Source organism: Agitococcus lubricus, from assembly GCF_003051055.1.
GTDB classification, from domain to species: domain Bacteria; phylum Pseudomonadota; class Gammaproteobacteria; order Pseudomonadales; family Moraxellaceae; genus Agitococcus; species Agitococcus lubricus.
Window position 1 is genome coordinate 88,012 of the sequence record NZ_QAON01000004.1, and the last position, 22,462, is coordinate 110,473.

Consider the following 22,462-nt stretch of genomic DNA (forward strand, 5'->3'; position numbering starts at 1 on the left):
ATTAAACATAAGTTAACCAATGTTTATAGGTTTCATTTTTGCCATTCACTGTATCAAAAAATAACTGCTGTAATTTGGCCGTCATTTCACCACGCACACCCGTGCCAATTGGACGGTCATCATATTCACGAATGGGTGTCACTTCGGCCGCTGTGCCTGTAAAGAAAGCTTCATCAGCAATATAAAATTCATCACGGGTAATACGACGCTCAATGACAGGAATGCCTAAGTCTTTGGCAAACTGAATAATGGTTTGACGAGTAATACCATCTAAACCACCGCCACCTAATTCTGGCGTGTGCAATTCCCCATTTTTGACCAAAAAGACGTTCTCGCCTGCACCTTGACAGACAAAACCGTGTGGATCTAATAACATCGCTTCATCATAACCACAAGCTGCTACTTCTTGATGCGCCAAGATAGAAACAGGGTAATTACCCACCGCTTTCGCTTTACACATGGTAATGTTAGGTTGGTGATGGGTAAAAGATGAGGTTTTAACCCGAATACCTTTGGTCATGCCATCTTCACCCAAATACGCGCCCCAAGGCCATGCGGCAACTGCGACATGATTGGTATTGTTTTTAGCCGCAATCCCCATTTTTTCTGAACCAATCCAAATAATTGGTCGTAAGTACCCAGAGGCTAATTTGTTTTCACGAATAACGGCACATTGAGCGGCCATTAAGGTTTCCAAATCAAAGGGCACTTTCATTTGAAAAATTTTAGCGGAGTTTAACAAGCGTTGAGTATGTTCTTTTAAACGAAAAATCGCAGTGCCTTGTGCCGTTTCGTAGGCACGTACCCCTTCAAACACGCCCATACCATAATGTAAAGTGTGGGTTAAGACGTGGATTTTTGCCTCACGCCAATCGACTAATTGACCATCTAACCAAATAAAACCGTCACGTTCTGCCATACTGAGCACAGTATTTCTCCAATCAATATAAAGATAATTTCGTACCTTAGGACTCTCATACTATTTTAGGACTTGCGCCGTTGTCGCATTTTTGTCCACTAAACAATCACTTTTAGCTCACAAAAAACGCCCACTTCCATAAAGTGCGCAAGTCCTGTGTTTGCTGATGCTTAGCCTCACCCCTATCCTCTCCCAAAGGGCGAGGGAGTCCTCTAGCGAGTATGAGGGCTTAATAAATGTTGCCAACACTGTTGTACCAGTGTACGAGTGGCGATAAAGTCTGTATCGGGCACTTGCGCAGGTTGCTGCGCTAAGGCTAAACGATGACTGCGGGCGCGGTATTCTAGATAAGCCGCTTTCAGTGCTTCTGCCTGTTCGATGCTGAGTTTGCCGCATTGAGCAAAGGCTTCTAAAATACGCACATTATCTGGGTAGCGGGTAAGTTCGGGGTAATTACTTGCCCATGCTAAAACACCGTATTGCACCATAAATTCGATGTCAACAATACCCCCTGCATCGTGTTTTATATCAAAAATTTTAGCATTTTTTTGTTTTGCTTGGCTCGATAAGTGGTCGCGCATTTTTTGCCGCATATCGATGACTTCTTGTTGTAAAGAGGGCATATCGCGCGCGCGCGCCAGAACCTGATGGCGAATGTCTGTAAAACATGCGGCAAGTTGTGTATCCCCTGCCACCACTCTGGCTCTAACTAAGGCCTGATGCTCCCATGTCCATGCTTGTTGTTGCTGATAATCAGTAAAGGCTTTAACACTACTCACCAATGCGCCTGCATTGCCTGAGGGTCGTAACCGCATATCGACGTCATAGAGTTGACCTGCGGCAGTGGCTGTGGTTAACAAACTAATCATTTTTTGCGCCAAACGGGCATAAAACTCGCCACCACTAATCGCTTTTGTGCCATTGGTATCGGCACTACTATCGACATCATGAACAAACACCAAATCTAAATCTGAGCCATAACCTAATTCAATACCGCCTAATTTGCCGTAGCCCAAGACAATAAAATCACTACTGGCAATACTGCCATCTAATTTAATCGGATAACCATATTTGGTGGTTAACTGCTGCCATGCTAAGACGACGACAGATTCCAATACCGCTTCGGCAATCCACGACAAATAATCACTGACTTTCATCAATGGTAATGTGCCTTGAATATCCGATGCGGCGACTCTTAACACATGGCTTTTTTTGAAAATGCGTAGGACACGCATTTGCTCTTCTAAGTCCTCTAAAGGGATTCTTAATAATTGCTGTCGTAATTCAGCCAAAAGTTGCTCTTTTTGTGGTGGCGCAAACAAAGTATCTGCATTTAATAATTCATCTAATAACACAGGATAACGAGCTAATTCCTCAGCAATCCACGGACTCGCGGCACACAAACTAATTAAACGCTGTAAAGCACTCGGATTTTCCAGCATCATCACCAAATAGGCAGTACGACGTAACACCGACTCGACCAAAGGCAGACACCGACTAAAAGCTAAATCGGCTTGAGGGTGCTTGCCGACACTTTCTAAAAACAAAGGCATAAAGGTATCTAAACGCTCTTTACTAATCACAGGTAAGGTTTTGACCACACGACTGCTGCGTAATTGTTGTAGGCGTTGTTCGATACTCAGCACATCACTAAAGCCCAATTTAGCTAAGCAGGCTTGTTGCTCATCAAGGGTTTCTAGCCATAATTCACGCGCTATCTGACTCACTGTACGTTGTTCTTTTGATTGAGGATTTTCCACCACCGCCTGAAAATGATGTGAGACTTTCGCTCGATGCGTACTAAGCACATCAATAAAAGCCGCATAATCGACAAAACCTAAACTACGCGCCAAGCGTAAACGCGCAAACTCATCACTGGGTAATTTTTGCGTTTGTTGGTCGTTATAACATTGAATCCGATGTTCAACCTGCCGTAAAAACTGATAAGCACTGGCTAATTCTTGTGCTGCTTGCGCGCTTAATAATTGACGCTCAACCAATACCGCTAACACGGGCAATAACGGTCGTTGTTGTAAGTCTTTAAACACGCCGCCACGAATTAATTGGAAGGCTTGGGCAATAAACTCCACTTCACGAATACCACCTGCCCCCAATTTAATATTGTCGGCCATGTCTTTACGCCGTACTTCACGCTCAATCATGGCTTTCATATCACGCAGAGCAGCAAACGCTGAATAATCAATATAACGCCGATAGACAAAAGGTCGTAAACTGCTGAGTAATTCTTGACCTGATGTGATATCGCCTGCAATCACCCGCGCTTTAATAAAAGCATAACGCTCCCATTCGCGGCCATGTTGCTCATAATAACGCTCCATGGCATTAAACGATAAAGCCAAGGCACTACCATCGCCCCAAGGCCGTAAACGCATATCAATTCTAAAGACAAAACCATCCGCCGTTTGTTGGTCGAGTAAACGAATCACCTGTTGAGCCAATTTAATAAAATATTCTTGATTACTAATCACACTCCGACCATTGGTTTCGCCTGCTTCGGGATAACTAAAAATCAAATCAATATCCGAAGATAAGTTCAGTTCTTGTGCGCCTAATTTGCCCATGCCAATAACAATCATTTTTTGCACTTGGCCTGAGTCTTCGCCAATAGGTTGGCCATAACGGGCAATCAGGGCTTGTTCGGCATACGCAATCGCAGCATCAACACTCGCTTCGGCAAATTCTGATAACTCATCGGTTAATTCAGCTAAAGTCGATAATTGATTCACATCCCGATAAATCCAACGCAACATCATTTGTTGACGATATTGGCGAATGCTTTGCATCCACATAAAATCAGTCTGGCTTAGAGGAAATAATTGATGAGTCTGCTGATGAAAATATGGCCTTGCTAGCGTGTTATCCAATAAACCTTGTTGATGTGCGTGCCAAAAAAACTGTGGCCACTGACACAAGACGCGCCACGCATAATCACTGCTTAATGCCAATTGTTGTAATTGATGCAAGCATTGTTGTTGCAGTTGTTGCCACTCGTTGACTAGATTTGCTTTGGCAAAAGCCTCTGTGGCTTGTTGAAACTGTCTTGAGAGTAGTTGTTCGATTGAGGACATGATGATGCTATCGTTAATATTGTTTGTACTAACGATAGCAAGATTTTTGTACTTAGGCTAATGACGCCTCTAATACCACTTGTCTCACGATTTTCCCTACCGTCACTAAGTCTTCTTCATTTAAGGTGGGATGTACCAAAAACATTAAACTGGTATCGCCTAATTGTTGTGCATTCACTAAACGCTGTGTGGGTCGTAAATCCGTACCATCAAAGGCTTTTTCTAAATAAACCTCTGAACAACTACCACTTAAACACACTGCGCCTGCGGTATTGACCGCGTGCATAATACGGTCTCGTGACCAATCAGCTTTGAGTTGCTCAGGACGAACAAAAACATAGGCTTTATAACAGGCATGATAGATATGCTCTGGCACAGTTGGAATACGCAATGCTGCTAAATCGGCTAATTGACTATATAGAGCTTGGGTGTTGGCACGACGTTGTTTAATCCAATCATCTAATTTAGCTAATTGTTTTAGGCCAATCGCTGATTGCATTTCGGTAATCCGCCAATTGGTGCCAAATGACTCATGTAACCAACGAAAGCCCGCAGGATGTTGTTTGTGATACACCGTGTCATAATTTTTGCCGTGGTCTTTATAAGACCACATGGTTTGCCACCAATCGCTATTATTGGTCGCCACTAAGCCCCCTTCACCACCTGTCGACATAATTTTGTCTTGGCAAAATGAAAAGGCGGCTATATCACCAAAACTACCAATCGCTTGACCATTAATTTGTGCACCATGTGCTTGGGCACAATCTTCAATCACATACAAATTATGTTCACGAGCAAAGGCCATAATCGCGGGCATATCACACGGCCAACCTGCTAAATGCACACACACAATGGCTTTGGTTTTAGGTGTGATCACCGCTTTAATGGTGTCAACGGTGATATTTTGGCTATCTAAATCAACATCAGCAAAAACAGGTTTAGCCCCTGCCAAGACGATTGAGCTCACACTCGCTAAAAAAGTACGTGAAGTGACAATCACTTCATCACCTTCACCAATGTCCAAAGCCACCCATGCTAAGTCTAAGGCCAAAGTACCATTACCCACAGCAATGGTATGTTTAACGCCCAAATAGTCGGCATAGGCTTGTTCAAATTGACGAGAGACTTGGCCAGTCCAATAATTGACCTTGCCCGATAACAATACCTCGGTGACGGCTTCTACTTCATCTGGCGCGTAATATGGCCATGATTTATTGCTCACGGTGTTAGCCACTGTAACTCCCCTAAATGCTGTAACCAAGTATGTGGTTGATAGTCTGATGAAACATCTATCCCCTGATGGATATGCTGACCTGTATCCCTAATACCCACGGTATACCAGCCTAATTGTTTGGCAGTGACAAAATCTTTGCGTGGATTATCACCGATATAAACATACTGTGTCGCTGGCAAATGACGCATGATGTATTGATAAGGTGTCGGGTCTGGTTTACCTACCCCTAATTCAGCCGAAATGGCTAAAGCATCAAGCCGCGTTAGTAGCCCCAATGCCGTTAACTTTGAACGTTGTGTGATACTGCGGCCATCGGTAATGACTGCAATACGAATATTCTGCTGTTGCAGACGGTCTATGACCGCTTGAATGCTCGGAGCTAAGGTTAGGTCGGGCTGATGATAACGATAAGCGGCTATTAAATCGTCTTTTGCACTGACAGGTAAGTGATAACGTTGGCATATCTCACCAATCGCATCTTTTGCGCCTTGATTAAATAATTGCCACAACTCATCGCCAGTCTCAATTTGATAATATTGCCAAATCAGCCGACTGAGGTAACTAAAGCCAGAACGCACATAGTCTCGTTCAGGGTATAAGGTATCATCTAAATCAAAAACGACCACCGTTTGCTCGTTAATGATTAAAGCCATGCACCAATACCTCATCGTCATAACGCAACATCAATAATCGGTCTTCCCAATCTTGGCAATATGTCAACTCTTGTCCTAATAAATACTCTTGAATCAACCATTTAGGAAAAGTTGCGCCTGCTAAATAGCTCAGCGGATAACCCCCACCAAAACGCGGATTCACTTCAATGCCTAAAAACCGACTTTCATCATTTTTCTTAAATAACTGCAAAGTAATGCAGCCTACTGCTCCTTGCCATGTAGCCAAACGCTGTGTTAAGTACTGATAAACCGCACCTTTTACTGTGACACCTTTACTGACTTCACCACCTCGAATCTCAATACGGCGACGTGGCACTACACACTTAAGCTGATGCTGGCGGTCATAATACAAATCAACAGTGTATTCTTGATAGTCTTCTTTAGGAATCAACTCCATAAAGAGCATTTTAGGGTCTTCTAAAACCGAAGCACTGATTTGTTCGGCTTGATAAAAAGTATGAATATTTTGACTACAACTACCATCAATTGGCTTGGCAAAACAAGGAAAGGATAAAGCGTTTGCTTGATACATTTGTGGCGAGTCAATACCTATTTCATTAAATAAATCAATGGTCAGGCGTTTATCGCGGCAGCGTTTTACTAAGGCTTCGTCCGAAATCACTAAGTGGATGCCCTGCTGCAAGAATTCCGCTTTATGGTTGGCTAAGACCAACAACTCCGTATCAATGGTCGGCACAACAAGACTAATGTTTTCGGCCAAACATAAGGCTAATAAAGCCTGCGGATACTCCGCACTGCGTACGGAAGGCAAGACAAAATGACGGTCTGCTACTTGGCAAGCTGCCGACAAATGTGGCTTTAAATCGGCAGCAAACACGTGTGTGTTTGGCAATAATTGACGTGCATCACGTTGAAAATCCCGCACTAAAGAGACGCGTCGTCCTGCGGATAAAATCAGAATATTCACTGTGCGTCTTTCCCTTTGAAAACAGGCATGGTCGCATCATTAGCCGCATTAATGCCTTCACGTTTGACTACTTTTAATACGGTTAATACCAAGATTTTCATATCTAACCATACACTTTGGTGCTCTACATACCAGACATCTAAGGCAAATTTTTCATCCCACGAAATGGCATTACGACCATTAATTTGCGCCCAACCCGTGATACCTGGTTTTGCTTCATGGCGACGTGCTTGCTCAGGTGTATATAAGGGCAAATATTGCATCAATAATGGCCTCGGCCCGACCAAGCTCATATCACCTTTAAGCACATTGATTAACTCTGGTAATTCATCTAAAGAGCTACTGCGCAAAAACTTACCAAACGAAGTCAAACGTTCGGCATCAGGCAATAAATTGCCTTGTGCATCTTTAGCATCGGTCATGGTTCTGAATTTCATCATTTGAAATGGTTGACCATGTAAACCGGGCCTGACTTGTTTGAACAAAATCGGACTACCCAACTTTTTACGTACTAAATAGGCAGTACCTAAAAAAACTGGGGCTAAGAGTATTAATCCCACTGACGACGCAGCAATATCAAGCAGTCTTTTAGCCACGCTCATGCTAACAACTCCGCATATAATTTATCATGATGCTCAATGATTTTTTGCACATCATAAGCCAATACTTTTTGCCGCGCCGCTTGCCCCATTTGTTGCGCCAATATCGGTTGCTCAGTCAAATATATGATTGCTTGAGCCAAACCCTGACTATCACCGACCTCATGCAATAAACCACAATTATCTGCCGCCAATTCAGCAACACCACGAATATTTGACCCAATAATAGGCGTTGATAAACTCATTGCTTCTAATAAAGAGCGAGGCAAACCCTCACGCTCCGAAGGTAATATGACCGCTCTTGATATACGGATTAACACAGGAATATCTCGTCTAAAGCCTAAAAAATGCACACGTTTAGCTATACCTAATTGTGTAGCCAGATTTTTCACTTCATCAAATAATCCACCAACACCTGCAAAAGCCAAATGCACATGACTAGGTGTTTGTGCTAATGCATTTAAGGCATCAAAATGTCGTTTGCCAAGATTAAACTCAGCAATCATCAAAAATAAAACGTCAGATTCTTTCAATGACAATTGTTGTCTAATTTGAGTGGTTTGAGTTGGTAAAATATCCTCAGCCGTCAAACTGCTGGTATCGACACCAATGCCCGCCATATATTCAATACGTGTGGCGAAACCTGCTTGTTTTGCTGCCTGAAAATCTTCTTTATTAATGGTAATCAAGGCATCACACCAAGGTGCAGCCATTTTTTCTAATTGTTGAAAAATAAAATTTGTCAGAGGCTTTCCATGACGATGGAAATGAAAGCCATGTGCGGTATAAACCACTTTAGGACGTTTATTTAAGCCTTTTAAGGCAAAACGAACCAAAAAAGCTGCTATTGGAGTATGAACATGCACTAGATCATAATTGCCTGCAACAACCAACTGGCGAATGGCTGCTGGCGATTGCATCAAGGCACTAATATTTCTCGGATTACGTGTCAGCGGTAGCTCGTGACAAACATCAAACTCTTGCTGTAGCTCTTGATTAGCCGACAAAGATTGTGCGGCAGCGTCCACTTGCCAGCCTAATTTTCGATAATGACGTGCATAAGGCAACAAAAAGGCTCTAATTGTCGTCGCAATTGAAGTAATAATGATTAAACGCATCAACCATCTCCAGACACAGAGAACATTAACGGTTTGTAGACATTAACTTCTTCCAGATAACCCTAACAAAGGCCTGCAACCTAGGAGAGATCTTAAATAATAAACTTGCCATTAAAGGCACAAAACCATTAATACTTAAACTATATGCAATGTATTTATTATACCATATATATAAATAACTTGGCGAGTAAATGCCGCAAACAACTTTTTTTCTAATATTTGCCAAATCTTCTTCAGTATAAATCGTACTCAATGCATAAAAAACATTAGTAAATCGACTAGGAAATATCACCCCAGAATTTTCCCAATTTAAAACATTAAAATTAATAACTAAAATCTTTTCCCACAACAACACATAGTCGTAATTAATATAAGACAAGTAAGGCAGTTTTATATTAAATCCTTTTTTATTTAACAATCTAATAGTTAAACTTTGCTCAGGAACATGCATTAAGTTTGTTGGCCCTGAATAATTCCCCCAAAGAGGATTATTTTTGCCTTCAGGTAAAAAAACATCTTCCTTACGAAATAATTCATCACCCCATATTAATAATAAATCTTCTTTCGTACCAAACTGAACTAAATCACTCATATGAAATAGAAATGGATATTTTGTCGCTTTACGAATATATAAATTACTCATCGTCACAGGTTTGTTAAATAACCTATACTCTACTCCTAGCCCCGGTTCATACTCCTGAATCGATGTAATTTTATTACTAGTTAAAGCATGATCAGCTCTCATTTTTAATACATAAGGACGAGAAGCAAGCTGTACTCCAGCCTGAGTTGATAATAATTGTCTATTTATATTATTAGCGAAACCATTAATATCTGGCATAGAACCTGGATCATTTGAGCGCACAACAAAGCAATCACCAAAGCCTTCTACACTATCTTTTTGCCATGTAGAAACAATAATCTCTGCTTCGGGCAAAAACTGTCGAATACTTTGAATGGCACGCAAACCTAAATCATTTTCTGGTTGTCCATCGCCACGACAAGTAGGTCCTTGCAACACCACAGTCACATATTTTGAATCAATAATTTGCCCTGTCATCTCTCTCTAAACCATATATTATAAAAAAATGGGTAGCACCCAACACTTGTCGCTTAGCTAAACGACATATTTATCATCTTTAGCACTAGGTGACTTAACCACTACTGTGACTACATCAGTAATTGCTTTAAAGTCAGTAATAAACCCTGGCTCTAAAGTTAAAATATCACCTGCTTTACAATTTCTATTAGCCATTAATGCTTCACCACTGACAATCACGGTAATTTCCGTTGCTACTTTATGATAATGAGGTGCTTCATAATCACCTGCCTTATAGGACTTAACGGCCACTTCTATATCTTTGCTTGGGAAGACAACAGGATTAAAATCACCCACAAACCAGCCCTTCACCATATTATCCAAGTGTTCAACTTTCATTATTTTACTCCTACTTCAATCATATGCTCGTATTGCTCTAATTGGTGTTGCGACTTAATAGGATGGTATTGATTAATGCTAATTGGATAAACCCCTATTTTCGCTTGACGCAAAATCAACTCATTAAATGTTGGACTAATATAAAACTTACCATCTACCTGAGCATCCTTTCTAATCATGGATTTTGCTGCTTCAACAAAAGCTCCTCCATGTGCATAGTAATAACAGCCAGCAATAGCATGACGACTAATGGGATTTTTTTCTGCAGCTTCAGACACTAAGCCCGATTGATTTAAACGAACAAAAGAATAACGAGGATGTACTGATGAAAAGACAACTGCCCCAGCATCCAATTCACGTTGTTGAAAGTCTTTGATAACATCCGCAAAAGATACATCTAAAATATCATCAATGGTCAAAATCAATAATGGCTGGGTATGATCGATATATGATGCTGCTAATAAGGCAGAACAGGCAGCCCCTTTTGTCTCTTGATCAATAGCAATCACTTTTGAATTTGGCTTCAATAAAGCAATCACATTCTCTAAACGAAACTTTTTAACATCCATTGCTCTGGCAACAAATAACATTTTTGCATCAGATAATGACTCACAAGCACTAATCAAATTTTCGATAATTGGTTTACCTTTAAACTCAATTAATGCTGTAGGAAAACTACTAATACCATCAGCAAATACTCTATCAGGCCCAGCCATTAAAACAATAATATTTAACATGCTGTCTCTCCTTGCTCAATCTGTTGAATACGCGCCAAAATATTATCAAAGTTAACATCACTAACATCTTGCACGACTAGCAGATGCGCACCAGAGGCTTTGGCCGCACGAATACCATTTTCGTTATCTTCCAAAATTAGACACTCTTGCGGCGTTAGTCCTAAATCACTAATTGCTTTTAAATACATCTCTGGATGTGGTTTTGCTTGTTTCACATGTTCATTACTGATTTGTATATCAAGATATTTAGCCAAATGACTTCTATCCATCATCACATGCACAGTTTGTGCAATCGAATTAGACGCTACAGCCAATTTATAGCCCATGCTTTTTAATGTTGATAATGCATGTTCATGATTAAATCTGGGTTTACATTGAGTATAAACGATTTCCATCGTATAAATTTGCTTCATTTCATTTATAAAACTATGTAATGCTGTTGGTAACCCTGCCTGTACAGATAACATTTCTAATTTTTTTTTGGTTGGTAAGCCATCAAAAGTAGTTAAGTGATCATAACGAGAAATACTGTAACCAAATAACTCTAATGCTCGGTTTAACGCCTCATAGTGCCACTCTTTAGCTTCAATTAAGACACCGTCCATATCAAAAATAACTGCTTTAATCATTGCCTAATCCTAAAAATTTTACAGCCTCTTCGGGTACATCTGTACATAACAACAAATTAGGGTGTTTATATAAATTATCATCTAAGAGCATTTGCCATAAATTATGATAAGGTCGGCCATGTAATTCTGGTGAAACAATACATACTTGCTTGCCGTCATCTAAAAAACGCTGAATATCTTTTGCTTGATACCAAGTATCAAAAAAAGCATCTAACCAAATTCCTTTTACTTGCTCATAACAGCAAGGTTGCTTTTCTATATCACTCATACGGGCAAATACTTTTAAATCATGCTTTAAACATTGCACCATATCTGGAATAGACATATCAAATAAAAAGTAATTTTGATAATCATAATCAGCCAAAATTTGCTTTACTTTTACCGCAAGACCATCTGCTTTAATATTTAACGCTAATGGTAATTTTGTTTTTTGAGGCCATAATGCTAAAAAGTCAGCAAATGTCATCTCTTGACCGATTGGCATATCGTGAGAAATAACTAATTGCCCCAAACAATCACGTATATCAGTTTCAGTACCAAAACCTAAGGAAATAGACCTGTTAAACGCCGTGAGTGTATTTTTTTCTTCTTTAGTTAGCCAATAACCGCGATGACTCAATACAATCATAACTCAATCCTTGAAGTCACATCTTTTGAGAGTGACAATGCTAAAAAATAATCTAAATCAGCAGGAATACCCAAGCCATACATACCCTGACCTTCACCACCAATATTCCATATACCAATTTTTTTATTGGTCACTAAACGATTATATACAGGTGCAACATAAAACTCATTATTAACACGCTCATTATCTGCAATCATTGCCTCAGCAGCACTCACAAAATCGTATCCATGACTAAAATTATAGATACCTACCGTTGCTTCATTAGATATCACTTTCTTTTCGGCAACTTGAGTGACTAATTGCTCATCATTTAAAGCAGCAAAAGACCATTTGGGGTCATCTGCTGTCATTGTCATAATCATCCCATCCAAATGTCTATTATCAATTTCGGCCAAGTAGTGGTTAATGTTAGCATCAATATATTGGTCACAATTGGCTATCATCAAAGGATCATTATTATTAATTAAATCTTTAGCAGCCAAAACAGTACAAGCTGCACCCTCTGTTAAACCATCAAGTAATACCAGTTCCACATTTGGACACCAAATGGATAGTTTTGTTGCTAAATCATAATCTTGCACATGCTGTCGTTGGCAAATAATAATAAAACGATGTTCTTGGATTGGCTTTAAATTCTCTAAAACCAATTTAATCATAGGAATGCCATGCACAGGGATTAGCGGCTTTGGATCTGTATAACCAACCTTAGCAAAACGACTTCCCAAGCCTGCCATGGGAATTACTATATTCAACATCCTTTACCCCCTTAATTTGTTTCAAAAAAAACCTGTCTCTATAACTTTACCATGATCTAACTTAATATAACGCTGGCAAAACAACTCTGCATGTTCAGGAACGTGCGTCACTAGAATAAGCGTTAGTCCGTGATTCTGCATATCTCGAATTTTTCTATGGCATTTTTCCTGAAAATAAGCATCACCAACCGCAAGTACCTCGTCTGCAATTAAAATAGAGGGTGACGAATATACTGCTATTGCAAAACCCAAGCGCATAGCCATGCCTGATGAATAGTTTTTCACAGGCGTATCAATAAAGTCGCCCAACTCAGCGAAATCCGTAATCTCTTGATATTTTTCGGTAATTTCTTGATTAGACATTCCCAATAAGCAACCATTCAAATAAATATTTTCTTGGCCAGTCAATTCAGGATGAAAGCCCGCTCCTAATTCAATTAACGGCGCCAGACGGCCATTAATTGTCACTTTACCAAGCGTTGGCTTATAAACCCCAGAAATTAGCTTCATCAAGGTGCTTTTACCACAACCGTTATGCCCCAAAAAAGCAATACTTTCACCATGATTAATCGTAAAGTTTATATCCTTAAGAGCCCAAAACTCCTCCAAATGGCTACGATATGTCTTGTTAGTAATACTCGAAATTTTTTGTTTTATAGACATACTGGCATTATGTTTAAGGATAAACCTTTTACTAACAGCATTTACAGAGATTGCTACTGTCATCAAATCACCTCAACAACCGTATCTTTTTTAGTTTGATAAATAAAGTAAGCTATCAAACCAACCAAGATTGTATAACCAATAGCCAATATAAAATAGATAGGTTTATCAAATGGTGCAGATGATGTAAGCATTTCCTGAAAAATGACTATAAAAATTGCTACTGGGTTAAAGTAGTAGAAATTACTAAATAACTCTGGAACTGATCGCCAATTATAAACCACAGGACTTAGCCAAAATAATGCTTGTAATAGTACATCTGTTATATATCGAAGATCCCTAAATGAAACATATAAGAAAGACAATATCACAGATATGGAAAAGCAAAATGATACATACAAAACAACAAACAGTAAATAATAAATAACAAACAAGGAAAATCCAAAATTAAAAAAGATATACAAAAGATAAAAAAATATGATCAAGACCCAGAAAAAAAATGTCACACAAAAGGTAGAGATATTTATAAAAATTTTAGGAATATCGACCTTTTTCATTAACCAAGAATTACTAATTAATATATCACAACCCTGAGAAACAACTTGTGCAAAAAAATACCAATGTAAATATCCTGTTACTACTAATAATGGGTTGGCTCGGTCTTTTAAGGGCAATATATAAGTAAATAGAAATGTATAAAAAATAGCAAATAATGTTGGAGGCAATAATGACCAAATGACGCCTAGCCATGATCCCATATAACGTATTTTTAATTCCTTTCGGAACAAATTAATAAACAAGTCATAGCGATTAACTAACATTTTAAAATCCCAACACAGAAAGGCATATTAAACTCAATGGAATATAAATAATATAGTTTGATAAAACGTAATTTTATAAACATATATCTTTAATTGCCATTTCTAATTTATAGCATAGACTACAATTCTAATCTTTGCGAGGATATAAACCCTAAGGGCAAATAAGCAAGGCGTTGATATATCGCTAAAACATTATTTTCTTGGCATAGTTTTTCTAGGACATCTAATTCCTCCATTAACGAGATATAACGCATATATGACTCTAGTGCTCGATAAATTCTTGGATGCTCAGTAGTTTCATTATAATTATCTACTAATAGTTCCTCAAATAGTTTTTCACCTGCACGTAATCCTGTGTATTGAATATCAATACCATCTGGATACTCTTCACTTTTTACATGGTGTCCCATCAAATGAATCATCCGCTTAGCTAAATCGGCAATACGCACAGGTTCACCCATATCCAACAAAAACACATCACCCCCTTTAGCCATCGCACTCGTCTGAATAACCAACTGTGCTGCTTCAGGAATCGTCATAAAATAACGAATCACATCGGGATGGGTCACCGTGACTGGCCCACCTTGTCGTATTTGCTCCTTAAACAAAGGCACAACCGACCCCGAGGAACCCAAGACATTGCCAAAACGCACCATACAAAAACAGGTTTCAGGTTGTTGTTGGGCAAAGGCTTGTAATATTAATTCCGCTAAACGTTTAGTCGCTCCCATGATATTGGTAGGGCGCACCGCTTTATCTGTGGAAATCAGGACAAAGGTTTTTACCTGTGCCGCTAAGGCGGCCTGTGCGGCGGCTAAAGTACCAAAGACATTATTAGCCACCCCTTCAACAATATTTGCCTCAACCAAAGGCACATGCTTATAAGCGGCGGCATGAAAAACGGTATCAATACGGTGTTTTATAAAAAGCTGTTGTAAGGTATCTTGCTGTCTGACCGAGCCTAATACTGGAATAATAGTGGTATTTGTATCCGCTAACAAACGATGTAACTCTTGGTCAATTTGATACAAAGCATATTCGCTTTGCTCGTATAAGACCAGCGTGGTTGGCTGGAGCGTCATAATTTGTCGGCATAATTCGCTGCCAATCGAGCCACCTGCCCCTGTCACTAATACATTTTTATGGCTGATTTGTGCCGACATTAATTCTGCACGCGCGGGGACGACATCTCGCCCCAATAAATCTTCGACATCAACATCTTTAATGTCATCTAAACGTGCACGTCCCGAGACAATATCCGTCATCGCAGGTACGGTAGATACTTTTAACTCGTGGGATTCTAAGGCTAACAAAATCTCCCGACGACGTGATTGCGATAAGGACGGAATTGCCAACAAGATTTGTTTAACGTCATATTGCTCAATCAGCCACGCCAAGGTATCGGGCGCCCCCACTTTGAGGCCATAAATCATCATTCCCTGTAGACGTGTCTTGTCGTCTACAAAGGCAACAGGACGGTATTCATGGCTTTGATGTAGACTGAGTGCTAACTGAGAACCCGTGACGCCTGCGCCATAAATCACGACAGGAATACGGCCTTTTTGTTGAGGCCGTCTGAGATAGGCTTGAGCGATGAACCGAGAGGCAATCACTAATGCACCTGCCACCAAGATATAAATGATGGGGGTGGAACGTGGTAATTCTGCACGCAAAAACATAATTGCTGTTGATAATAATAACGCGGAAATCAAAAGCGCACGCATAATCAGTGCCACGGTATGCGCACTGACATAACGAATCATCCAGCGATACAAGCCCAACACGGCAAAGGCAGAAACGCCACTCAGTGCCGCCACCAACATACATAAGAAGTGTTCTAAGTTAGTCGGCGTCCACCACATACCGTAGCGCAGTGACAATGCCAACCATAAGCCAATCATTAGCAATACCGTATCGGTAATAATCATGATGGCAACTTTGACTTGCCTCGATAACATGACTAGCGCTTGTAGCATTCCTTGACCTTTATGACGTTTGGAAGATGGAGTAATAGCATTGAGTTCAGCAAAATAGATAGATATCTTGCATAGCGCTGTCGTTCATGCTGCCTAATACATGCATATATCAATCCGTGAAACAGCTCAACAGACTAGACCACCATTTGCCTAAGGGCATCACATGACAACACAACACAGCCAGCATCATAGACGCTTTCATGCGATATGTTTTGTGGGTACGCTCATCTGCCATTGTGGTCTAGGCGCGCGATAATAGCAGAATTGCCAGACCTGCTCAAAACCTAATAACAGGATTTAGCCAATTGCACACAAGACTTAGACAGAGCCTCAGAGGTGTCAATGGCATCAGCCCTATTTTTGTCTTAAAAACACACGGAGAACCGTTAGTTGAAACATCAAGCACCAGATACCAACTCATCCCATACCCAACGCCAATGCGGGATATGTAGGACAAAATCTTGTTGCAACTTCGTAGTTGCCAAGCAAGAGTTACGCGGACGTTGCGCGGGCGTCGGATACTCATCGGTACTAATTGGGATAATGGGTGTCGTGTAACCCAACTTATCGGCAATGGCTTGGGCAAACTCATACCACGAGCAATCACCTGTCGACGTGAGATGATAAATACCATTATGCTGCCATGTCTTGGTGGATTGCGTCATGATATGTGCGGTGATTTGCGCAATTAAACGTGACCACGTGGGCGCACCCACTTGGTCTGCGACTACACGAAGTTGTGGCTTTTCTTGTAATAAACGTTGCATGGTTAAAAAAAAGTTTTTGCCACGTTCACCATATACCCAGCTCGTCCGCAAAATAAGATAGCGTGTAGCCACGGCTTGAATGGCTTGTTCACCCGCTAATTTAGTTTGGCCATAGACATTTAAGGGATTAGGACTATCTGTCTCGATATATGCTGTTTTCTTGCTACCATCAAACACGTAGTCCGTCGAATAATGGATTAAACTCGCGCCCAGTGTTTTTGCTTCTTCTGCTAACAACTGTGGCAGTGTCGCGTTGATACGGTATGCCATCTCTGATTCAGTTTCGGCTAAGTCAACTGCCGTATAAGCAGCCGCATTGATGATGTGTGTGGGTTTTAGTGTTCTTAGTAACCGTAGAACCGCATCCATATCACTTAAATCGACCTGACGACGGTCAACACCGTAGACGGTTTGCGCCTGCGTCAGCAGACTGCGTTTAAGCTCCCAACCCACTTGACCTTGTTGCCCTAATAATAAAATGGTCATACAAACGTCTCAGCATTGACTAACAAACACCCTGCTTGGTCTTTAGACGATAAAATAGGCGGCTGTGTAAGTGGCCAATCTATATTGAGTTGAGGGTCATCCCATCGCAGACAGCGTTCGTGTTGTGGCGCGTAATAATCGCTGGTTTTATATAAAAATTCGGCTTCTGCCGACAGTACCAAAAAGCCATGTGCAAAGCCTTCTGGAATCCAGAGCTGGCGTTTGTTAGCTGCCGATAAATGCACACCCACCCACTGACCAAACGTTGGGGATTGCTGGCGTAAATCGACCGCAACATCATAGACCTCACCCACCACGACACGCACTAATTTTGCTTGGGCTTGCTGAATTTGATAATGCAAACCTCGTAATACATGCTGCTGAGAACGGGAATGATTATCTTGCACAAAATTGGCCGTTAAACCTGTTACGGCCTGAAAATGTTGTTGATTAAAACTTTCATAAAAAAAACCACGCTCATCACCATACACGGTCGGCTCGATGATTAATACGTCAGGAATAGCGGTGGATAAAACCTTCATCTCTCACCTGCCAACTTCAACAAATATTGACCATACCCTGTTTTCGCAAAAACCTGCGCTTGCTGGAGTAATTGGGTATGGCTAATCCAGCCTTGGCTATAGGCAATTTCCTCTAAACAAGCCACTTTTAAGCCTTGACGTTCCTCAATAGTTTTCACATATTGCGAGGCATCCAACAAACTATCGTGTGTTCCTGTATCTAACCACGCAAAACCCCGACCAAAACGCTCCACACGCAAGTCGCCACGACGTAAATACGCATTATTGACATCGGTAATCTCTAATTCTCCGCGCGCGGAAGGGGTAATTTGTTTCGCTATTTCAATGACCGTGTTATCGTAGAAATAGAGTCCCGTCACGGCATAACTTGATTTAGGATGTTGTGGTTTTTCTTCAATTGATATTGCGTTATCTTGTGCATCAAACTCAATCACACCAAAACGCTCAGGGTCTTTGACCCAATAACCAAAAATGGTTGCACCCGTCGCTTGGCTAGCAGCACGTTTTAATTTGTCACTAAAATGCTGACCATGAAAAATATTATCGCCCAAAATCAGACACACATTGTCAGTACCGACAAACGTTTCGCCAATCATAAAGGCTTGTGCTAAACCATCTGGCGAGGCTTGCATGGCATAACTCAGTTGAATACCAAAGGCACTGCCATCGCCTAATAACTGCTGATAGGACGGTAAATCGCGCGGGGTCGAAATAATGAGAATCTCGCGAATACCCGCTAACATGAGTACCGATAACGGGTAATAAATCATCGGCTTATCATAAATGGGTAATAACTGTTTAGAAATAGAGAGGGTCAAGGGATATAAACGTGTTCCTGACCCACCTGCCAAAATAATCCCCTTCATGTTTTTAATTTCCCTTGTGTTGTGACAAATAAGACTGATACTCACCCGTTTGTATTTGTTTTAACCATGCCTGATTATGCAAATACCAAATGACTGTTTTTCGTAAACCTGTGGCAAACGTTTCTTGTGCACGCCACCCCAACTCGGTTTCCAATTTGCTGGCATCAATCGCATAACGCCAATCATGGCCTAAACGGTCTGAGACAAAGGTCATTTGTTTTTTATATGACACACCATCCACTCTAGGATGTAGTTCATCTAATAACTCACAAATTTGTGTCACTACATCGATATTTTTTTGTTCATTTCGGCCACCAATATTATAGCTGTGTCCCACTTTTCCCTTCGCCAACACCAAACGAATAGCAGCACAATGGTCGCTGACATACAACCAATCACGCACATTTAAGCCATTACCATACACAGGTAACGGTTTGTCAGCGAGTGCCTGTACAATCATCAGTGGAATAAGTTTTTCGGGAAACTGAAACGCGCCATAATTATTTGAGCAGTTAGTCGTGATAACAGGTAAACCATAGGTGTGATGCCATGCGCGCACTAAATGGTCAGAGGCGGCTTTACTTGCAGAATAAGGACTATTGGGCGCATAAGCGGTGGTTTCACTAAATGCAGGCTCTGTGCTTGTCAACGAACCATAGACTTCATCAGTAGACACATGCAAAAAACGGAAGTGTTCTTTTTTATCCGCCCCTAAACTTTGCCAATACTGACGTACGGCCTCTAAGAGCACAAATGTGCCTGTGACATTGGTCTCTATGAATGCGGCTGGTTTATTAATAGACCTGTCAACATGACTTTCGGCAGCGAAATTCACAATACAATCAGGCTGATAATGAGATAACACATACTGTAAACGTGCACTGTCACCAATATCGGCATGAACAAAATGATAATTTGACTGCTGCGCAACGGTGGCTAAATTCGCTAAATTCGCAGCATAGTTTAATTTGTCAAGATTCACGACTTGGCTGTTTGGTTCTGCTTGATACCAGTCCAAAATAAAGTTTGAGCCAATAAATCCTGCCCCACCCGTCACTAATATGGTTTTCATAATTACAATCTGTAGACTATTTTTTCTTCTTCAAGGCGCTTTGTTGTTGTACAAAAAAATCCACTGTCGTTGAGCCCAATACATTGCCGTCTTTATCCACAGCCTTAATATCTAAACGATGCTGACCACGTTCTAGCTTGGAAGGGTCAATATTGGGGGCAAAGGTGTCTTGATTGTAAAATTGTCCATCTAAGGATACTTTGAGATGATGCTCGCGCCACAATGATGGGTCTAAGCTAATCATGGGGCTAAAAGGCTCATCTCCGTGTTGGATAGTATCACCCGACTTTAATTTGTCGATGCTAATTTGATAACTTGTTGGCGCGCCAACGACATTGGTGGTTTCAGGCTTTTTCATCTTTTTTTCAATGACTGAGCGCGGCAATGCTGGCATGGTGGCTACAGGTTTTTCTTCTACCTCTACAGCATTTGTACTGCCTGTATCCGAATAAATCACATTCCCATTTTTATCGTAACTTTTATAAATCCCCGCCTGTGTCGTTGTCGCTAGTAGCACCGTGATGAGACCTATCATTAAGCTGTACATTTTTAGCTCCAATCTAGTTGACATATTTGAAGCGGATTATAAAAACAAAAAAGGCTCATTTTCATGAGCCTTTTTGTCAAAGCGTGACGCTTTATATAAAACAGTGTATTACACGCTGTAGTACATATCGAACTCAATAGGATGAACTGTTGTGTTCAAGCGACGAACTTCTTCAGTTTTCAACTCAATGAAAGCATCAAGGAACTCTTTAGTGAACACGCCACCTTTTAATAAGAACTCATGGTCAGCTTTCAAGCAGTCTAAAGCTTGTTCTAAACTTTCGGCTACTGTTGGGATTAATGCATCTTCTTCTGGTGGTAAGTCATACAAGTTTTTGTCTGCTGCATCACCAGGATGGATTTTGTTTTGAATACCATCTAAACCCGCCATCATCAAGGCAGCAAAACATAAGTAGGGGTTTGCACCTGGATCTGGGAAGCGAGTTTCGATACGAACAGCTTTTGGACTGCTTACGTAGGGAATACGGATAGAAGCAGAGCGGTTACGTGCAGAGTAAGCTAACTTGATGGGTGCTTCGTAGTGAGGAACCAAACGCTTGTAGGAGTTAGTTAATGGGTTAGTAATCGCATTCAACGCACGAGCGTGTTTGATGATACCACCGATGTAATATAAAGCTAATTCAGACAAGCCACCGTATTGGTCGCCAGAGAATAAGTTTTTACCATCTTTGCTTAACGATTGGTGTACGTGCATACCAGAACCGTTGTCACCCACTAATGGCTTTGGCATAAAGGTTGCTGTTTTGCCGAAAGCGTGAGCAACGTTGTGTACAGCATATTTTAATACTTGTACTTCGTCAGCTTTACGTACTAAGGTATTAAATGCAACACCGATTTCGCTTTGGCAAGAAGCCACTTCGTGGTGTTGTACTTCGATTTTGCCTTCGCCTAACATGGACTCAATCGCGTTACACATAGCAACACGTAAATCTTGAGCAGAGTCAATTGGAGGAACTGGGAAGTAACCGCCTTTTACACGTGGACGGTGACCTGTGTTACCACCTTCGTAGTCTTTGTTAGTAGACCAAGCTGCTTCTTCGGCATAAATGGTATGACGAGCACCGCTCATGTCGATGTCCCATTTTACTTCGTCAAAGACAAAGAATTCTGGCTCTGGACCAAAATAAGCTGTGTCGGCAATGCCCGTTGCTTTTAAGTAGGCTTCAGCGCGGCGAGCGATAGAACGTGGGTCACGCTCATAACCTTGCATAGTGCTTGGCTCGATGATGTCACACGAGATAACAACCGTTGGCTCATCAAAGAATGGGTCCATGAATGCGGTTTCTGCATCTGGCATCAAAATCATGTCAGAGGCTTCGATACCTTTCCAACCCGCAATCGAAGAACCGTCAAACATTTTTCCTTTTTCAAAAGTTTCTTCGTCAACGGTGTAAGCTGGGAAAGAAACGTGTTGCTCTTTACCACGAATATCGGTAAAGCGTAAGTCAACCCACTTAGCTTCATTTTGTTTAATAAGGTCAAGGGCTTTATTGGCCATTTACAGCTGCTCCAAAAAATACCAGTACTAATTGATCCTAACGTAGATTCTGTTGCGGTTAATATCATCCACCTTGCTCAGTACCACAGACTATCAATAGCTTGTGAGACACACAGACAATATAAACAACGTTTCGTTGTCGCTAACCGTTCAACAGTCCCTAATACAAAATTTGGGGTTTCCGTATTTTGCATCTCGTTGTTTAGGGATTGTCGCTACTCAATTTCAGCCTGAATGACGACATCATTTAAGGCACTACTAAAAGCATCGGCAGTTTAGCAGAATAATCGTGCTACTCAAGCAACAACGTACAGAACTTGCAGAGCGACAACATTTATCACGCAATGTATGACTGTTTTCGCTCTATTTTCCGATTACACGCAGAAATCATTGCTTTAATTTTAACGCAAGCCTTCCAAAAGCAAATTATATGCCACGTCTCAAAATAGCGCATTT

The 22,462-nt window shown here is 40.9% G+C and carries 22 protein-coding genes; all 22 read right to left on the reverse strand.

The window, feature by feature from the left end; translation table 11 throughout:
- Position 1: 1 nt before the first annotated feature.
- Complete coding sequence (locus tag C8N29_RS05430; protein WP_107865033.1) at positions 2 to 919, reverse strand: branched-chain amino acid transaminase; 918 nt, start codon at positions 917 to 919, stop codon at positions 2 to 4.
- 212 nt (positions 920 to 1,131) lie between these two features.
- A complete protein-coding gene (gene glnE, locus C8N29_RS05435; protein ID WP_107865034.1) occupies positions 1,132 to 4,008 on the reverse strand; it encodes a bifunctional [glutamate--ammonia ligase]-adenylyl-L-tyrosine phosphorylase/[glutamate--ammonia-ligase] adenylyltransferase in 2,877 nt (958 codons plus the stop codon).
- Between the two features lie 52 nt (positions 4,009 to 4,060).
- Entirely contained in the window at positions 4,061 to 5,242 is a 1,182-nt protein-coding gene (locus tag C8N29_RS05440) for a DegT/DnrJ/EryC1/StrS family aminotransferase (RefSeq protein WP_204509282.1), read from the reverse strand.
- Positions 5,227 to 5,895 (reverse strand): HAD family hydrolase, encoded by a 669-nt coding sequence (locus C8N29_RS05445; protein WP_170106900.1) that lies wholly within the window; start codon positions 5,893 to 5,895, stop codon positions 5,227 to 5,229. The genes C8N29_RS05440 and C8N29_RS05445 overlap by 16 nt, the downstream gene beginning before the upstream one ends.
- Positions 5,879 to 6,844 carry an ATP-grasp domain-containing protein gene (locus C8N29_RS05450; protein ID WP_107865036.1) on the reverse strand — a complete coding sequence of 322 codons (966 nt, stop codon included), beginning with the start codon at positions 6,842 to 6,844 and terminating at the stop codon, positions 5,879 to 5,881. The genes C8N29_RS05445 and C8N29_RS05450 overlap by 17 nt, the downstream gene beginning before the upstream one ends.
- On the reverse strand, positions 6,841 to 7,440 hold the full coding sequence (locus C8N29_RS05455; protein ID WP_275656200.1) for a sugar transferase: 600 nt from the start codon (positions 7,438 to 7,440) through the stop codon (positions 6,841 to 6,843). Before C8N29_RS05455 ends, C8N29_RS05450 begins: the two co-directional genes overlap by 4 nt.
- Positions 7,441 to 7,442: 2 nt before the next feature.
- Positions 7,443 to 8,561, reverse strand: coding sequence for a glycosyltransferase (locus tag C8N29_RS05460; RefSeq protein WP_204509283.1), 1,119 nt, complete (start codon positions 8,559 to 8,561; stop codon positions 7,443 to 7,445).
- A gap of 25 nt (positions 8,562 to 8,586) precedes the next feature.
- A complete protein-coding gene (locus C8N29_RS05465) occupies positions 8,587 to 9,621 on the reverse strand; it encodes a WavE lipopolysaccharide synthesis family protein (protein WP_107865038.1) in 1,035 nt (344 codons plus the stop codon).
- 57 nt (positions 9,622 to 9,678) lie between these two features.
- A complete protein-coding gene (locus tag C8N29_RS05470) occupies positions 9,679 to 9,999 on the reverse strand; it encodes a cupin domain-containing protein (RefSeq protein ID WP_107865039.1) in 321 nt (106 codons plus the stop codon).
- Positions 9,999 to 10,736: a glycosyltransferase family 2 protein gene (locus C8N29_RS05475; RefSeq protein ID WP_239986966.1), complete on the reverse strand. Its 738-nt coding sequence runs from the start codon at positions 10,734 to 10,736 to the stop codon at positions 9,999 to 10,001. Before C8N29_RS05475 ends, C8N29_RS05470 begins: the two co-directional genes overlap by 1 nt.
- Positions 10,730 to 11,365: an HAD family hydrolase gene (locus C8N29_RS05480; protein ID WP_107865040.1), complete on the reverse strand. Its 636-nt coding sequence runs from the start codon at positions 11,363 to 11,365 to the stop codon at positions 10,730 to 10,732. Before C8N29_RS05480 ends, C8N29_RS05475 begins: the two co-directional genes overlap by 7 nt.
- Positions 11,358 to 11,993, reverse strand: coding sequence for a PI-PLC domain-containing protein (locus C8N29_RS05485; protein ID WP_107865041.1), 636 nt, complete (start codon positions 11,991 to 11,993; stop codon positions 11,358 to 11,360). The genes C8N29_RS05480 and C8N29_RS05485 overlap by 8 nt, the downstream gene beginning before the upstream one ends.
- The gene (locus C8N29_RS05490) at positions 11,990 to 12,748 is read right to left on the reverse strand and encodes a glycosyltransferase family 2 protein (protein ID WP_107865042.1); all 759 of its coding nucleotides are present in this window, start codon (positions 12,746 to 12,748) and stop codon (positions 11,990 to 11,992) included. Before C8N29_RS05490 ends, C8N29_RS05485 begins: the two co-directional genes overlap by 4 nt.
- Positions 12,749 to 12,769: 21 nt before the next feature.
- Positions 12,770 to 13,474 carry an ABC transporter ATP-binding protein gene (locus tag C8N29_RS05495; RefSeq protein ID WP_107865043.1) on the reverse strand — a complete coding sequence of 235 codons (705 nt, stop codon included), beginning with the start codon at positions 13,472 to 13,474 and terminating at the stop codon, positions 12,770 to 12,772.
- Positions 13,474 to 14,232 (reverse strand): ABC transporter permease, encoded by a 759-nt coding sequence (locus C8N29_RS05500; protein WP_107865044.1) that lies wholly within the window; start codon positions 14,230 to 14,232, stop codon positions 13,474 to 13,476. The genes C8N29_RS05495 and C8N29_RS05500 overlap by 1 nt, the downstream gene beginning before the upstream one ends.
- Positions 14,233 to 14,351: 119 nt before the next feature.
- On the reverse strand, positions 14,352 to 16,208 hold the full coding sequence (locus C8N29_RS05505) for a polysaccharide biosynthesis protein (protein ID WP_107865045.1): 1,857 nt from the start codon (positions 16,206 to 16,208) through the stop codon (positions 14,352 to 14,354).
- 398 nt (positions 16,209 to 16,606) lie between these two features.
- Positions 16,607 to 17,461, reverse strand: coding sequence for a dTDP-4-dehydrorhamnose reductase (gene rfbD, locus C8N29_RS05510; protein ID WP_107865046.1), 855 nt, complete (start codon positions 17,459 to 17,461; stop codon positions 16,607 to 16,609).
- Positions 17,458 to 18,003 carry a dTDP-4-dehydrorhamnose 3,5-epimerase gene (gene rfbC / locus C8N29_RS05515; RefSeq protein ID WP_107865047.1) on the reverse strand — a complete coding sequence of 182 codons (546 nt, stop codon included), beginning with the start codon at positions 18,001 to 18,003 and terminating at the stop codon, positions 17,458 to 17,460. Before rfbC ends, rfbD begins: the two co-directional genes overlap by 4 nt.
- Positions 18,000 to 18,869: a glucose-1-phosphate thymidylyltransferase RfbA gene (gene rfbA / locus C8N29_RS05520; RefSeq protein WP_107865048.1), complete on the reverse strand. Its 870-nt coding sequence runs from the start codon at positions 18,867 to 18,869 to the stop codon at positions 18,000 to 18,002. Before rfbA ends, rfbC begins: the two co-directional genes overlap by 4 nt.
- A 4-nt stretch (positions 18,870 to 18,873) precedes the next feature.
- Complete coding sequence (gene rfbB / locus C8N29_RS05525; protein ID WP_107865049.1) at positions 18,874 to 19,941, reverse strand: dTDP-glucose 4,6-dehydratase; 1,068 nt, start codon at positions 19,939 to 19,941, stop codon at positions 18,874 to 18,876.
- Between the two features lie 16 nt (positions 19,942 to 19,957).
- On the reverse strand, positions 19,958 to 20,488 hold the full coding sequence (locus tag C8N29_RS05530) for a DUF4124 domain-containing protein (RefSeq protein WP_170106902.1): 531 nt from the start codon (positions 20,486 to 20,488) through the stop codon (positions 19,958 to 19,960).
- Positions 20,489 to 20,596: 108 nt separating this feature from the next.
- The gene (glnA, locus tag C8N29_RS05535) at positions 20,597 to 22,006 is read right to left on the reverse strand and encodes a type I glutamate--ammonia ligase (RefSeq protein ID WP_107865051.1); all 1,410 of its coding nucleotides are present in this window, start codon (positions 22,004 to 22,006) and stop codon (positions 20,597 to 20,599) included.
- Positions 22,007 to 22,462: the final 456 nt, after the last annotated feature.

Bases quoted from the DNA above. Each gene is read 5' to 3' on its own strand.
- C8N29_RS05430 (WP_107865033.1), bottom strand. From the start codon at position 919: ATGGCAGAACGTGACGGTTTTATTTGGTTAGATGGTCAATTAGTCGAT.
- glnE (WP_107865034.1), bottom strand. From the start codon at position 4,008: ATGTCCTCAATCGAACAACTACTCTCAAGACAGTTTCAACAAGCCACA.
- C8N29_RS05445 (WP_170106900.1), bottom strand. From the start codon at position 5,895: ATGGCTTTAATCATTAACGAGCAAACGGTGGTCGTTTTTGATTTAGAT.
- C8N29_RS05460 (WP_204509283.1), bottom strand. From the start codon at position 8,561: ATGCGTTTAATCATTATTACTTCAATTGCGACGACAATTAGAGCCTTT.
- C8N29_RS05465 (WP_107865038.1), bottom strand. From the start codon at position 9,621: ATGACAGGGCAAATTATTGATTCAAAATATGTGACTGTGGTGTTGCAA.
- C8N29_RS05470 (WP_107865039.1), bottom strand. From the start codon at position 9,999: ATGAAAGTTGAACACTTGGATAATATGGTGAAGGGCTGGTTTGTGGGT.
- C8N29_RS05475 (WP_239986966.1), bottom strand. From the start codon at position 10,736: ATGTTAAATATTATTGTTTTAATGGCTGGGCCTGATAGAGTATTTGCT.
- C8N29_RS05480 (WP_107865040.1), bottom strand. From the start codon at position 11,365: ATGATTAAAGCAGTTATTTTTGATATGGACGGTGTCTTAATTGAAGCT.
- C8N29_RS05485 (WP_107865041.1), bottom strand. From the start codon at position 11,993: ATGATTGTATTGAGTCATCGCGGTTATTGGCTAACTAAAGAAGAAAAA.
- C8N29_RS05490 (WP_107865042.1), bottom strand. From the start codon at position 12,748: ATGTTGAATATAGTAATTCCCATGGCAGGCTTGGGAAGTCGTTTTGCT.
- C8N29_RS05495 (WP_107865043.1), bottom strand. From the start codon at position 13,474: ATGACAGTAGCAATCTCTGTAAATGCTGTTAGTAAAAGGTTTATCCTT.
- C8N29_RS05500 (WP_107865044.1), bottom strand. From the start codon at position 14,232: ATGTTAGTTAATCGCTATGACTTGTTTATTAATTTGTTCCGAAAGGAA.
- C8N29_RS05505 (WP_107865045.1), bottom strand. From the start codon at position 16,208: ATGCTACAAGCGCTAGTCATGTTATCGAGGCAAGTCAAAGTTGCCATC.
- rfbD (WP_107865046.1), bottom strand. From the start codon at position 17,461: ATGACCATTTTATTATTAGGGCAACAAGGTCAAGTGGGTTGGGAGCTT.
- rfbC (WP_107865047.1), bottom strand. From the start codon at position 18,003: ATGAAGGTTTTATCCACCGCTATTCCTGACGTATTAATCATCGAGCCG.
- rfbA (WP_107865048.1), bottom strand. From the start codon at position 18,869: ATGAAGGGGATTATTTTGGCAGGTGGGTCAGGAACACGTTTATATCCC.
- rfbB (WP_107865049.1), bottom strand. From the start codon at position 19,941: ATGAAAACCATATTAGTGACGGGTGGGGCAGGATTTATTGGCTCAAAC.
- C8N29_RS05530 (WP_170106902.1), bottom strand. From the start codon at position 20,488: ATGTACAGCTTAATGATAGGTCTCATCACGGTGCTACTAGCGACAACG.
- glnA (WP_107865051.1), bottom strand. From the start codon at position 22,006: ATGGCCAATAAAGCCCTTGACCTTATTAAACAAAATGAAGCTAAGTGG.